Below are 12,787 nucleotides of genomic sequence, written 5' to 3'. Positions count from 1 at the left end.
AGTGCCTATCGGGTTGGGCGGCGGTACTGGACGTCGACACTGCGATCGGTGAATCCGAGGGACCGATACAGCCGCACGGCGGGCACATTGTCGCCCTCGACGTAGAGCGTCGCGCTGGTCGCCCCGCGCCGGCGCAGACGCTCGAGTCCCGCGGTCATCAGCCGGCGTCCGAGGCCGTGCCCGCTCCACTCGGGGCTCACCCCCACCACGTAGATCTCACCCTCGGCTGCTCCCGGCTCGATCTTCAGCCAGTTGTAGCCGACCAGGGCGTCGCCGACGCGGGCGACGAGGAAGTCGCCCGCGTCGAACCAGGCCTCGTTCATGCGGTCGGCGAGGTCGGCCGCTGTGATGCCGCCCTGCTCGGGGTGGGTGGCGAAGGTCCGGGCGTTCAGGGCGATCCAGGCGTCGGCGTCGGCGGCGGGGTCGAATGCGGTGATCACGATCGCGTCGTTGGGCTCCACGATCGATGCCTCGGGTGTGATGGCGGATTCCGGGGGAGCGGACGATGCGTCGAGCGCCAGTTCCAGCTGGAGCAGTCGACGGACGGCGTCGAAGCCGAAGCGCCCGGCGAGGGCGCGGGCCGCCGGGTGATCGCCGTGCGCCCAGGCGGTCAGTCCGTCCGGCGCATCCACCGCGTACGCGGGATCGCCGAAGAGCTCGGTCAGGGCCGCGGTGGCGTGGCCGTGCCTGCGGGACCCGGGGTGCACGACGAGGTCGAGCTCACCAGAGCCGAGGACGAGGGCTCCGACGGCCGCGTCGCCGTCGCGAAGCAGAAAGGGAGTGCGGCGCCCGGCCGCGAGATCGAGGGTGGCCTGCTCGTTGAGCGGGGCATACCCGTCGACGCGTTCGGCGGCATCCGTCACCGCGGCCCAGGAGAGCGCGAAGGCGCTGTCGTCAGGCCCGTGCGACGGACTGATCACGCACGGCCTCTGGTTCCTGCACATTGAAGCGGTATCCGACGTTGCGCACGGTGCCGATCAGGGATTCCTGGTCGCCGAGCTTGGCGCGAAGGCGGCGGACGTGCACGTCGACCGTGCGGGTACCGCCGAAGTAGTCGTAGCCCCAGACCTCGCTGAGCAGCTGCTCACGCGTGAAGACCCGGGAGGGATGGGCCGCGAGGAAGCGGAGCAGCTCGAATTCCTTGTACGTGAGGTCGAGCGGTCGGCCGTAGACCTTCGCGGAATAGCTCGCCTCGTCGATGACGACACCGGCGGCGCGGATCAGCGCGGACTCCTCGGCCCGCGGCGTGCGGCCGGCGGCGAGGCGGATGCGGGCGTCGACCTCGGCGGGACCCGCCGTGTCGAGGATGACGTCGTCGATGCCCCAGCCGGGGCTGACCGCGGCGAGGCCGCCCTCGGTGATCACGAGCAGCAGCGGGACCTGGCTGCCCGTCGTCTGCATGATCTGGCACAGCGACTTGGCGGCCATCAGGTTGGTGCGGGCGTCGACGAGGATGACATCGGAGTCCGGGGCGGTGATGAGCTGGTCGGGCTGGGCCGGAATGACGCGGATTCCATGCGAGAGCAACGCCAGCGCCGGCAGGACCTCCCCGCCGACCGCGGAGGTCAGGATCAATAATTGCGCCACGCGGGCCCTCCAACCATTGTTGGCCAATCCTAGCGTGCAGCCACGTGCAGCCGATTGCTCCCCTGGCAGGGCACAATGGAAGAGTGAAGTGGCAGTGGAGAAGCGTCGGCCTGGTCTGGGCGTTCGCCGTGGTCTGTTCTGTGCTCACCGGGGCCCTCGCGGCGCCCGGTCGTTCCCTCGTGTGGATCGGCCTCTCCCTCGCGGGGTGCACCATCGGCACCCTCTCCATCCAGCTCGCGACCGGCCAAAAAGAGGGTTACGTGCACCGGGTCACGCTGAGCCTCGTCGGCGCGGTCCTCGTCCTCGCCGCCGCGACCGGAATCTTCGCGCTCGCCGGGCTTCTGTAACGAACTGGTAAAGCCGCGCCGGGTACCCGCGCGCAGGCGTTTCGGCTCTCGCCGGGAGCTAAGGTGGTGTCATGTCAATCCTCGCGCTCGAAATCTTCTTCCTGGGCCTCCTCGCGCTCGCGAGCCTGTCGATCGCCTGGGTCTCCGGCATCGTGTTGTTCAAGCTGTTCCGGGGGCAGCGGTAGCCCTCGATGTTCGAGCTCCCGACCCAGCTCCCGTCCGAACTCGTCCCACTCTCGTGGCTCCTCGGCGTCTGGGAGGGGTCAGGTGTCATCGACTATGCCCTGCCGGACGGTCATCGGGTCTCACGTGAGTTCGGCCAGCGGCTGAGCTTCAGCCACGACGGCCTCCCGCACCTGAACTACAGCTCATACACCTGGCTTGAAGCGGATGCCGCAGCGAGCGTCGACGACGACGCCGAGGCGGTCGACGGGGCCGCGTCCGGCTTCGTCGGGAAGACCCCGCTCATGACCGAGACAGGGTACTGGCGCCTGAGTCGCCCCCAGGGCGCCGGCGACCCAGGGCCCGGGCTGCTGCCGGCAGAGGGCGAGCACCCCTATACGACGGCGTCCGCCGTGGAGACGCTCCGCAATGCGGACGGCGGCTTCGACATCGACGTGACGCTCGTGCATCCCGGCGGTGCCGCCGAGATCTACCTCGGACAGGTCAAGGGGCCGCGGATCGACCTCGCGACCGACGCGGTGATGCGCACCCAGGGCGCGAAGGCGTACTCGGCCGCGACCCGGTTGTACGGTCTCGTCGACGGCCACCTGCTCTGGGCGTGGGACATCGCCGCCCTCGGCCAGAGCCTGCGCACGCACGCATCCGGCCGCCTCAAGCGGGTCGAATAATCCCGGCGGTTCCCGCGTTGTCCCCGATGTGCGCCTCCGCGTCACGCAAACCCCGGAAGAAGTCCTCATGACCCCGCCGACAGCATCCGCTTCAGTCCTGCTCGACCTGCCCGGCGCCGTGCAGGCGACCGGCCCCGATGCCGGCGTCGCCGCCCACTACGGCAACCCGATGATCGAACAGCGTCACCTGCTCGCCGGCGAGGCCATCGTCGACCTCTCCAATCGTGCGGTGCTCGGCGTCTCCGGCCCGGACCGGCTGACCTGGCTCAACTCGATCACGAGCCAGGAACTGCGCTTTCTGCAGCCGGGGGAGTCGGCCGAGACCCTCGTGCTCGACCCGACCGGGCACGTCGAGCACGCGGTGCGGCTCGTCGACGACGGCATGGAGGCGTGGCTCGTCGTCGAGGCCGCCGAACTGCCCGCACTGCTTACGTGGCTCGACCGGATGCGCTTCATGCTGCGGGTCGAACTGCGCGACCGCACCGATGAGTACGCCGTCATCGGCACGATGGGGAGCATCGGCGACCTCGCCGCGGCCTCGCCCGCGCTCGAACCCGCCGCGCCGAACGGAACCCCCCTCGTCTGGCACGACCCGTGGGCTGCCGTCGTCACCGGCGGCTTCCAGTACGCGGAAGACCCCGCGCATCCCGGCGCCGACTGGCACTGGACCGAGGCCCTCGTGCCCCGCACCGCGCTTCCCGCCGTGACCCTGGCCGTCCGCCGCGGCACCGTGCGCGCGGCCGGCCTGCTCGCCCTCGAGGCGCTCCGGATCGCGGCCTGGCGGCCACGCCGGGCGACAGAGGTCGACGACAGGACCCTCCCGCACGAACTCGACTGGTTGCGCAGCGCCGTGCACCTGAACAAGGGCTGCTACCGCGGCCAGGAGACCGTCGCGAAGGTGCACAACCTCGGGCACCCCCCGCGACGGCTCGTTCTTCTCCACCTCGACGGCTCCCAGGGCGTGCTGCCGGTGCACGGCGACGAAGTCCAGGCCGTCCGCCGGCTTCCCGACGGCGAAACGGAGCGTCGCGGCGTCGGCTCGATCACCTCGAGTGCTATCCACTACGAGCTCGGGCCGATCGCCCTCGCTGTCGTCAAACGCACCGTGCCTGCAACGGTCGTGCTCCAGGTGCTGAGCGAGGAGATCGCGGTCGCCGCGACCCAGCAGGTCATCGTTCCGCAGTCGGCCGGCTCGGTCGCCGAGATCCCCCGGCTGCCCCGGCTGGGCATCCGCACCCCCGGGCACTGACCCCCGGCCACCGACCACCGGCCCGGCTCTCGATAGAGTTGGAGGCATGTCATACAATCTCATCCTCCTTCGCCATGGCCAGAGCCTATGGAACCAAGAGAACCTCTTCACCGGTTGGGTAGACGTTCGCCTGAGCGAGCAGGGAGCTGCCGAGGCCAAGCGCGCCGGCGAGCTCCTCGCAGAGTCCGGCCTCCTGCCCGACGTCCTGCACACGTCACTCCTTAGCCGCGCCATCCAGACCGCGAACATCGCGCTCGAGGAAGCCGACCGCCTCTGGATCCCCGTGAAGCGCTCCTGGCGCCTCAACGAGCGCCACTACGGCGCCCTGCAGGGCCTCGACAAGGCGGAGACCCTCGCCAAGTTCGGCCCGGAGCAGTTCCAGCTCTGGCGCCGCTCCTTCGACGTGCCGCCGCCCGTGCTCGCCGACGATTCCCCCTGGTCCCAGGCGCACGACCCGCGCTACGCGGGCCTCGGCGAGGAGCTGCCCCGCACAGAGTGCCTGAGCGACGTCGTCGACCGGATGCTGCCCTACTGGGAGTCCGATATCGCGACGGACCTCCGTGCAGGCAAGACCGTTCTCGTCACCGCCCACGGCAACTCGCTGCGCGCCCTCGTGAAGCACCTCGACAACATCAGCGACGCGGACATCGCCGAGCTCAACATCCCGACCGGAATCCCGCTCGTCTACCGCCTCGACGAGAACCTCGTCCCGATCGGTCCAGGCCAGTACCTCGACCCCGAGGCCGCCGCCGCCGGTGCCGCGGCCGTCGCCGCCCAGGGCAGCAAGAAGTAGCACTCCCGCACCATTAGTCCGCTATCGACAGTCCCCACCGAAAACGGCCCCGGAAGCATTCGCTTCCGGGGCCGTTTCGGTTGTGCGGCGGTTCGAGTGGTGCGGGCGGACTACTGGACGCCGGTCGTGCTCTGCTGCCAGGCGCCCGTGCCGAGGTACTGGATCTTCTTGGCGATCGAGACGGCGTGGTCGGCGAAGCGCTCGTGATACCGGCTCGCGAGGGTCGAGTCGACCGTGTCGGCGGCCTCGCCCTTCCAGGTCTCCGCGAGGACGGCGTCGAAGACGCTCAGGTGCAGGGCGTCGACCTTGTCGTCTTCGTTGCGGATGACCTCGGCGAGCTTGACGTCCTGGGTGGTGAGCAACTCGGTGAGCATCGTCGAAATGGTCACGAGCAGGGCGCCCATCTCGCCGAAGGTGCCCCGCAGGCTCTGCGGAACGACCTTGTCGGGGAAGCGGTAGCGGGCGAGCTGCGCGATGTGGGTGGAGAGGTCGCCCATCCGCTCGAGGGACGAACTGATCCGGAGGGCGCTCACCACGATGCGCAGGTCGCGGGCGACCGGCTGCTGGCGCGCCAGGATCGTGATGGCGAGTTCGTCGAGCTCGATGGTGAGTTCGTCGATCTTGTCGTCTTCGCTGATGGCCTCTTCGGCGAGGTTGACGTCGGACTCGTTGAAAGCCCTGGTCGACTTCGCGATCGAGATGCCGACGAGACGGGAGATCTCGACGAGGCGGTCCTGAACCTCGGCGAGCTCCTGCTGGAATACTTCACGCATACGTCTGTGTTCCTTCCTGGGCGCGCGATACGCGCAGAAACGTGGAAACCACCTGGCCCCCAGCGAATCTTTGTCGACAGAGGTTAACGGCAGGTGCCGGAGTGTTGAATACTACCTAAAGTAGCCGCCCAGCGGCCCGGCACGGTTCGTTCCGCTTTTTTGTGTCAGTAATCTGGTGGAATGGAATCATCGTGGCTCGTGCTGGTGTCTCTGGCACTGGGCCTCATGGTCGGTGCCGGGTTCATCAGCCTGCTCCAGATCGCGGAACGCCACGGCCGTCGCGCCTCCGAGGTGGTCAACCCGGCCGTGCCGGACGGCATCGACCAGGTCCTCGACGCACTTGACACCGCGGCCGTCGTGCTCGACCCCTCCAACAATGTGATGAAGACATCCCCGGCCGCCGTGTCGATGGGGATGGTCTGGAACCGGCAGATCGTGCACCCGGAACTCCTCGAGCTCGCCGGTAAGGTGCGGCGCTCCGGGGAACCGATCGCCGAAGACCTGATCCTCTCCCGCGGGCCGTTCGGCGACGCGAGCATGCGGGTGCGCGTGCGCCTGGCCACGCTCGGCACCCGCTACGTGCTGCTGCTCGCCGAAGACCGCACGGAGGCCTTCCGCCTCGACGAGGTGCGCCGCGACTTCGTGGCCAACATCAGCCACGAACTCAAGACCCCGATCGCCGCCGTCGGCCTGCTCGCCGAGGCGCTCAACCAGGCCGCCGACGAGCCGGTGCAGGTGCGCAGGTTCGCCAGCAGGCTCACGACGGAGTCCGGGCGCCTGACCCGGCTGACGCAGGAGATCATCGAGCTCTCCCGGCTCCAGGCACAGGACTCCCTGTCCGAGCCGGAAGACCTCCCGATCGACGACGTCGTCGCGGCTGCCGTCGACCAGAGCAGGGTCGTTGCGGATGCCGCACGCATCACGCTCGCCGTCGGCCAGCCCTCCGGTGCCCTCGTCACGGGCGATGAACGCCTCCTCGTGATGGCCGTGCACAACCTGGTCGCCAACGCGGTGCACTACTCCGCTGAGGGATCCCGGGTGGGTGTGGGAGTGCGTCACCACGACGGCGTCGTCGAGGTGACGGTGACCGACCAGGGCGTCGGCATCCAGGAGGCCGACCTCGACCGCATCTTCGAACGATTCTTCCGGGTCGACCAGGCTAGGTCCCGTCACACCGGTGGAACGGGCCTCGGCCTCTCCATCGTGAAGCACATCGTGCAGATCCACGGCGGCGACATCCGCGTCTGGTCCCAACCGGGCAGCGGTTCGACGTTCACCATCCGGCTGCCTGAGGCGAGTCACATCGCCCTGGCCACAACAGGAGAGACCCCGTGACCCACATTCTTTTGGTTGAGGACGAACAAGCGCTGAGCGAGCCGTTGAGCTTCCTGCTCGAACGCGAAGGCTACGAGGTCACCGTCGCCGAGGACGGGCCGAGCGCCATCAGCGAATTCGACCGGATCGGACCCGACCTGATCCTGCTGGACCTGATGCTCCCCGGCATCCCCGGAACCGAAGTGTGCCGCGAGATCCGCACCCGCTCCCAGGTCCCGATCATCATGCTCACCGCGAAGGACTCCGAGGTCGACATCGTCGTCGGACTCGAACTCGGCGCGGACGACTACGTGACCAAGCCGTACTCGACCAGGGAACTGCTCGCGCGCATCCGTGCGGTGTCACGTAGGCGCACCGACCAGACCGAGGACGACGAGAACATGCTCACGGCGGGCACCGTCCGGATGGACATCGAACGCCACACGGTCGCAGTGAGCGGCACCGTAGTGAACATGCCGCTCAAGGAGTTCGAGCTTCTCGAGTTCCTGCTGCGGAACGCCGGCCGGGTGTTGACCCGCGGCCAACTGATCGACCGGGTCTGGGGCACCGACTACTTCGGCGACACAAAGACCCTCGACGTCCACATCAAGCGGATCCGCTCGCGCATCGAGGCGACGCCGTCAGAGCCGACCATGCTCGTCACCGTGCGTGGCCTCGGCTACCGCTTCGAGGCCTGACCCGGTCCGCTTCGACGCCGGACCCGGCCTAACTCGACCCGGTCTGGTTCGAACCGGTCTGGTTCGAACCGGTCGGGCTCGACCAGTTCCGGCCTGACCCGGTCTGGCCGGAACTGCGTCTGCCGGGCGCTACGGCGCCGTGGTCGGCAGCAGGGTCGAGTACTGGGGGAGCGTGCCGTCGAGTACCGGCGTGAGCAACTGGAGGCCGGTCTCGGTGCCGTACTGGAAGTAGACGGGGAACAGCGAGCCGAGCGGGGCGTCGATGTTCTCGAGCGTGATCACGGGGCCGCCGGTCGCACCGATCGCGGTGCTCGACTGCGGCTTCAGGGTGAGCTGCTGGGTGACCTTGCCGGTCGTGGCCGTGTACTGCACGGACAGGCTGTGCGCTGAATCGCTCGGGTTGACCACGGTGACGAGGAGGCTCCCGGTCTTTCCGTCCGTCGAGAGCACGATCGCGTTGCGGACCTGCAGGTCGCCGACGTTGCCGCTGACCCCGTCGCTCGCGTCGTAGTGTTTGGTCGTTGACTGCGGGGCCAGCAGGTTGCATCCACTGGTACCCAGCAGGATACCGGCCGTCAGCAACACGGACAGCAAGACTCGAGCCCTCACAAGACCTCCAACAGTTCGACGGTGCGCCTGAAGGCGCGAACGCCGCAGATTTCGCTTCGAGCCTAGCGTATCGGGGAGGCCGGCCTCGTGGCCCCGCCGGCCCATGCCCCGGTCAGGGTCGCAAACCCTACCACCCCTCGCTGTGGTATCCTAGACGTTGCTGAAGGGATATCCATACATGCTTTTTGAAGTAGGCGAAACCGTCGTTTATCCCCACCACGGTGCCGCGACAATCACGGAAGTGAAAACGCGGATCATCAAGGGTGAGGAAAAACTGTACCTGAAGCTCAACGTCACTCAGGGCGACCTCACCATCGAGGTTCCCGCCGAGAACGTCGACCTCGTCGGCGTGCGCGACGTGATCGGTCGTGAGGGCCTCGACAAGGTGTTCGAGGTGCTGCGCGCCCCGTTCACCGAGGAGCCAACCAACTGGTCCCGCCGGTACAAGGCCAACCTCGAAAAGCTCGCCTCCGGCGATGTCATCAAGGTGTCAGAGGTCGTTCGCGACCTGTGGCGCCGCGACCAGGACCGCGGCCTGTCCGCCGGTGAGAAGCGGATGCTCGCCAAGGCCCGTCAGATCCTGATCAGCGAGCTGGCCCTCGCCGAAAAGACCGACGAAGAGAAGGCCTCAACGGTCCTCGACGAGGTTCTGGCTTCCTGACCCACCCTGACTTTCTTCACACGCTGAAAGGCGGCGCCGCGAGGTGCCGCCTTTCGCACGTTCCGGTGTGAACGTTCCGGTGCGAACTATCCCGCAGCATCCGCCCTCCAACAGATAGCCTCCAGACATGACTGAATACGCAGCCCCCGCGGTCGCGGTCATCGTCGTCGCCGCGGGCAGTGGCGCCCGGCTCGGAGCGACGGAGCCGAAGGCGTTCGTCCTGCTCAGGGGCCGCACGCTCCTCGAGCGGGCGCTCGGTTCCGTGTTCGGAATGGTCGAACCCGCCCAGGTGATCGTCGTGGCGCCGGACAGTCACCTCTCGGAGGCCGGGGTGATCGCGGCATCCGCCGCCAGGGCTGCCGCGTCGTACGTCGACGTCGTGGTGGGCGGCCCCACCCGTGCCGACTCCGTCAACCGGGGCCTCGCCGTGCTGCGCCCGGGCGTCGAGACCGTCCTCGTGCACGATGCCGCCCGCGCCCTCACCCCCGCCGGACTGTGCGACGCCGTCGTCGCCGCTGTGCGGTCGACCGGGCACGGCATCGTCCCCGGTCTCGCCCTCGTCGACACCATCAAGCACGTCGACGCCGAGGGCACCATCCGCGCGACGGTCGACCGTTCGGCCCTCTCGGCCGTGCAGACGCCGCAGGGCTTTCCCCGGGGCGTGCTGCTCGCCGCCATGAGCGCCGCAGACCCCGCGAGCACCCCCACCGACGACGCCGAAATCGTCGCGGCCGCCGGACATCCGGTCGGGGTCATCCCCGGAGACCCGCTCGCGTTCAAGATCACGACCCCGTGGGACCTGCACCGGGCCGAGGCCCTCCTCGACGAGCGTGCCCGCACGGATGCCGCCGCGGTCGGCCAGCAGGCCGAGGCGCCGTCACCGCGGATCGGTTCGGGCCTCGACGTGCACGGGTACGACGATGCCGCGCCGCTCTGGCTCGCCGGCCTGCACTGGCGGGGGGAGCGCGGCCTCTCCGGGCACAGCGACGGCGACGCCGCCGTGCACGCCATCTGCGACGCGCTCTTGTCCGCGGCCGGCCTCGGCGACGTCGGCGGTGTCTTCGGCGTGGCCGACCCGCGTCTCGAAGGTGCGCACGGCGACGTGTTCCTCCGCGAAACCCTCCGCCGGGTCACCGCGGCCGGGTTCCGGGTCGGCAACGTCACCGTCCAGATCATCGGCAATCGCCCGAAGGTCGGCCCGCGCCGACTCGAGGCCGAGGAATACCTCAGCGGGATCCTGTCCGCGCCGGTCAGCGTGTCCGCAACGACGACGGACCGGCTCGGTTTCACCGGGCGCGGCGAGGGCATCGCGGCCGTCGCGACGGCCCTCATCGTGCCCCTCATCCCGCTGCCGGAAACCGGCCCTGTTCTAAGCTGGGACGTGTGACGATCCAACTGTACGATTCCCGGGCCCAGGCCTTGCGTGACTTCATCCCGACGACCCCCGGTGCGGTCGGAATCTACGTGTGCGGGCCGACCGTGCAGTCCTCTCCGCACATCGGCCACCTGCGCAGCGCCCTGGTCTACGACCAGCTTCGGCGCTGGCTCACCTACCGCGGCTTCGACGTCACGTTCATCCGCAATGTCACCGACATCGACGACAAGATCCTCGCCAACGCGGCAGGCACCGCAGAGCAGTGGTGGGCGCTCGCCTACCGCTACGAACTCGAGTTCACGGCCGGGTACCAGCGTCTCGGCATCCTCGCCCCCACGTACGAGCCACGTGCGACCGCGAGCATCCAGCAGATGCAGGACCTGATCACCCGACTGATCGACCGCGGCCACGCGTACCCGGCGGCCGACGGCTCCGGCGACGTCTACTTCGACACCAACAGCTGGGCGGAGTACGGGGCGCTCACCCGCCAGGGTCGCGGCGACATGGAAGCGGCGGCGGACGCCGACCCGCGTGGCAAGAACGACCCGCGCGACTTCGCCCTCTGGAAGGGTCACAAGGCCGACGAACCGGCCTCGGCGTCCTGGCCATCCCCCTGGGGACCAGGCCGGCCCGGCTGGCACATCGAGTGCTCCGCGATGGCGAGCCGCTACCTCGGCGCGGGCTTCGACATCCACGGCGGCGGCCTCGACCTGCGGTTCCCGCACCACGAGAACGAACTCGCCCAGTCAACGGCGGCCGGCGACGCGTTCGCGAAGTACTGGATGCACAACGGTCTCGTGCACGTGCACGGCCAGAAGATGTCCAAGTCCCTCGGCAACTCCGTCTTTGCTGCCGAGCTGCTCGATCAGGCCAGGGCCATCGTCGTGCGCTACTACCTCGGAGCCGCGCACTACCGCTCCACGATCGACTACACCGACCACTCCCTTGCCGAGGCCGAAGCCGCCCTCGAACGCATCGAGAGCTTCCTCGACAGGGCCGACCGCCGCCTCGCCGAGACGCGTTTCGCCTCGAGCGGCGTCGAGCTCGTCCCCGACGAGTTCGCGGTCGCCATGGACGACGACCTCGCCGTGCCCCAGGCCCTCGCCGTGTTGCACGAGACCGTGCGCACCGGCAACGCGGCGCTCGACGCCGAAGACTTGCGCGCCGCCGCCGCCGCCCGTGGCCAGGTGCTCGCCATGAGCGAGGTCCTCGGCATCAACCCCCTGTCGCCCGGCTGGGCCGTCGCGACGGACGAACCAGCCATGGTCGCACTCACCGCCCTCGTCGAGCGCCTGCTCTCCGACCGGGAGACCGCCAGGGAAAGCCGCGACTACAAGGCCGCAGACCGTATCCGGGACGAGCTCGTCGCCGCCGGAATTACCATCGAAGACACCCCCTCGGGTGCGCATTGGAGTTTTGACTGATGAAGAACACAGACCGCAAGGCTCGCACCGGGTCCGTGCGCAAGGGCAGCCGCGGCCCCCAGGTCGGCTCCGGCGGACAGGGCCGCCAGGCCCTCGAGGGTAAGAAGCCCACGCCCAAGGCCGAAGACCGTCCGTACCACCCCGCCGGGAAGCGCAAGGCCGCCCAGGACCGCTTCGCAGCGGCCGGCGGTGGCCGCAGCCGCCCCACGACGGGTTCGCAGGGCGGGCAGCGCTCCACCGCCAACTCCGGCGGCGGTGGCACCTCCACCCGCAAGGCGAAGTCGATCGACGAGCATGAGATCGTCACCGGGCGCAACTCGGTGCTCGAGGCCCTGCGCGCGAAGATCCCCGCGAGCACCCTGTACATCGCAACCCGCATTGAAATGGATGACCGGGTCAAGGAGGTCCTGACCCTCGCGACGGGCCGCGGCATCCCCGTGCTCGAAGTGATGCGCCCGGAACTCGACCGCCTCGCCGGCCGCGACGCCGTGCACCAGGGCCTCGCGCTCAAGGTGCCCGCGTACGAGTACGCGCACCCGATGGAGCTCCTCGAGCTCACGATCAGCCGCGGCTTCAAGCCGTTGTTCGTCGCCCTCGACGGCATCACCGATCCCCGCAACCTGGGCGCCATCATCCGTTCGACCGCGGCATTCGGCGGCCACGGCGTGATCGTGCCCCAGCGCCGGTCGGTCGGCGTCACGGCTTCCGCGTGGAAGACCTCCGCCGGTGCGGCGGCGCGCACGCCCGTCGCCATGGCGAGCAACCTCACCCAGACGCTCAAGTCGCTCAAGGAGGTCGGTGTGCTTGTGATCGGCCTCGACGGCGGCGGGGACACCTCGCTGCCCGAGCTCGGCCTCGGCTTCGCGGAGCGCCCGATCGTCGTCGTCGTCGGCAGCGAGGGCAAGGGCCTGTCGCGCCTCGTCACCGAAACCTGCGACGCGATCGTCTCGATCCCGATCAGCGCGAGCACCGAGTCCCTCAACGCCGGCATCGCCGCGAGCGTCACGCTTTACGAGATCTCCCGCCTGCGCGCGGCAGCGAAGGTCGCGAAGGCCGTCAAGCTCGCCGCCGCCAAGGCAGCCGCCACCGCCTGACCCGTCACCGGG

Annotated in this window: 14 protein-coding genes; 10 read left to right on the top strand and 4 right to left on the bottom strand. The window is 69.1% G+C overall.

Translation table 11 applies throughout. The features are described 5' to 3' along the window. Nucleotides 1-5 precede the first annotated feature (5 nt). Both mshD and RHM57_RS13755 read right to left on the bottom strand, forming a co-directional pair. On the bottom strand, nucleotides 6-920 hold the full coding sequence (mshD, locus tag RHM57_RS13760) for a mycothiol synthase (protein WP_322140977.1): 915 nt from the start codon (nucleotides 918-920) through the stop codon (nucleotides 6-8). Beyond that, the gene (locus RHM57_RS13755) at nucleotides 895-1,587 is read right to left on the bottom strand and encodes a winged helix-turn-helix transcriptional regulator (protein ID WP_241975327.1); all 693 of its coding nucleotides are present in this window, start codon (nucleotides 1,585-1,587) and stop codon (nucleotides 895-897) included. The genes mshD and RHM57_RS13755 overlap by 26 nt, the downstream gene beginning before the upstream one ends. Before the next feature lie 83 nt (nucleotides 1,588-1,670). Here RHM57_RS13755 and RHM57_RS13750 point away from each other — a divergent pair, with 83 nt between their 5' ends. The 4 genes from RHM57_RS13750 to RHM57_RS13735 all read left to right on the top strand — a co-directional run bounded on the left by RHM57_RS13750 (nucleotide 1,671) and on the right by RHM57_RS13735 (nucleotide 4,827). Continuing rightward, on the top strand, nucleotides 1,671-1,934 hold the full coding sequence (locus tag RHM57_RS13750) for a hypothetical protein (protein WP_134450018.1): 264 nt from the start codon (nucleotides 1,671-1,673) through the stop codon (nucleotides 1,932-1,934). A 191-nt stretch (nucleotides 1,935-2,125) separates the two neighbouring features. Then, complete coding sequence (locus RHM57_RS13745; protein ID WP_134450019.1) at nucleotides 2,126-2,785, top strand: FABP family protein; 660 nt, start codon at nucleotides 2,126-2,128, stop codon at nucleotides 2,783-2,785. A 67-nt stretch (nucleotides 2,786-2,852) separates the two neighbouring features. Then, a complete protein-coding gene (locus tag RHM57_RS13740) occupies nucleotides 2,853-4,034 on the top strand; it encodes a folate-binding protein (RefSeq protein ID WP_322140976.1) in 1,182 nt (393 codons plus the stop codon). Between the two features lie 46 nt (nucleotides 4,035-4,080). Beyond that, entirely contained in the window at nucleotides 4,081-4,827 is a 747-nt protein-coding gene (locus tag RHM57_RS13735; protein ID WP_322137229.1) for a phosphoglyceromutase, read from the top strand. A 110-nt stretch (nucleotides 4,828-4,937) separates the two neighbouring features. On the opposite strand, the gene phoU is transcribed toward RHM57_RS13735, so the two are convergent. Then, nucleotides 4,938-5,600 (bottom strand): phosphate signaling complex protein PhoU, encoded by a 663-nt coding sequence (gene phoU, locus RHM57_RS13730; RefSeq protein WP_134450022.1) that lies wholly within the window; start codon nucleotides 5,598-5,600, stop codon nucleotides 4,938-4,940. A gap of 180 nt (nucleotides 5,601-5,780) precedes the next feature. Between phoU and RHM57_RS13725 the strand changes: the two genes are divergently transcribed. Continuing rightward, a complete protein-coding gene (locus RHM57_RS13725; RefSeq protein ID WP_322137230.1) occupies nucleotides 5,781-6,935 on the top strand; it encodes a sensor histidine kinase in 1,155 nt (384 codons plus the stop codon). Further along, nucleotides 6,932-7,612, top strand: a complete 681-nt coding sequence (locus RHM57_RS13720; protein WP_134450024.1) for a response regulator transcription factor — start codon at nucleotides 6,932-6,934, stop codon at nucleotides 7,610-7,612. Before RHM57_RS13725 ends, RHM57_RS13720 begins: the two co-directional genes overlap by 4 nt. 129 nt (nucleotides 7,613-7,741) lie before the next feature. Here the strand turns inward: RHM57_RS13720 and RHM57_RS13715 are convergent, their stop codons facing one another. Beyond that, nucleotides 7,742-8,221: a hypothetical protein gene (locus tag RHM57_RS13715; RefSeq protein WP_134450025.1), complete on the bottom strand. Its 480-nt coding sequence runs from the start codon at nucleotides 8,219-8,221 to the stop codon at nucleotides 7,742-7,744. 178 nt (nucleotides 8,222-8,399) lie between these two features. On the opposite strand from RHM57_RS13715, the gene RHM57_RS13710 reads away from it, so the two are divergent. The 4 genes from RHM57_RS13710 to rlmB all read left to right on the top strand — a co-directional run bounded on the left by RHM57_RS13710 (nucleotide 8,400) and on the right by rlmB (nucleotide 12,775). Then, entirely contained in the window at nucleotides 8,400-8,882 is a 483-nt protein-coding gene (locus RHM57_RS13710) for a CarD family transcriptional regulator (protein ID WP_035879449.1), read from the top strand. 127 nt (nucleotides 8,883-9,009) lie between these two features. Then, nucleotides 9,010-10,269, top strand: a complete 1,260-nt coding sequence (ispD, locus tag RHM57_RS13705; RefSeq protein ID WP_322140975.1) for a 2-C-methyl-D-erythritol 4-phosphate cytidylyltransferase — start codon at nucleotides 9,010-9,012, stop codon at nucleotides 10,267-10,269. Continuing rightward, entirely contained in the window at nucleotides 10,266-11,681 is a 1,416-nt protein-coding gene (gene cysS, locus RHM57_RS13700; protein WP_134558856.1) for a cysteine--tRNA ligase, read from the top strand. The genes ispD and cysS overlap by 4 nt, the downstream gene beginning before the upstream one ends. Then, the gene (gene rlmB, locus RHM57_RS13695; protein WP_134450028.1) at nucleotides 11,681-12,775 is read left to right on the top strand and encodes a 23S rRNA (guanosine(2251)-2'-O)-methyltransferase RlmB; all 1,095 of its coding nucleotides are present in this window, start codon (nucleotides 11,681-11,683) and stop codon (nucleotides 12,773-12,775) included. Before cysS ends, rlmB begins: the two co-directional genes overlap by 1 nt. Nucleotides 12,776-12,787: the final 12 nt, after the last annotated feature.

Source organism: Cryobacterium sp. 10S3, assembly GCF_034344045.1.
Lineage (GTDB): Bacteria > Actinomycetota > Actinomycetes > Actinomycetales > Microbacteriaceae > Cryobacterium > Cryobacterium glucosi.
The sequence above is the reverse complement of the archived record's forward strand: the minus strand, read 5'-3'. Positions and strand labels throughout refer to the sequence as shown.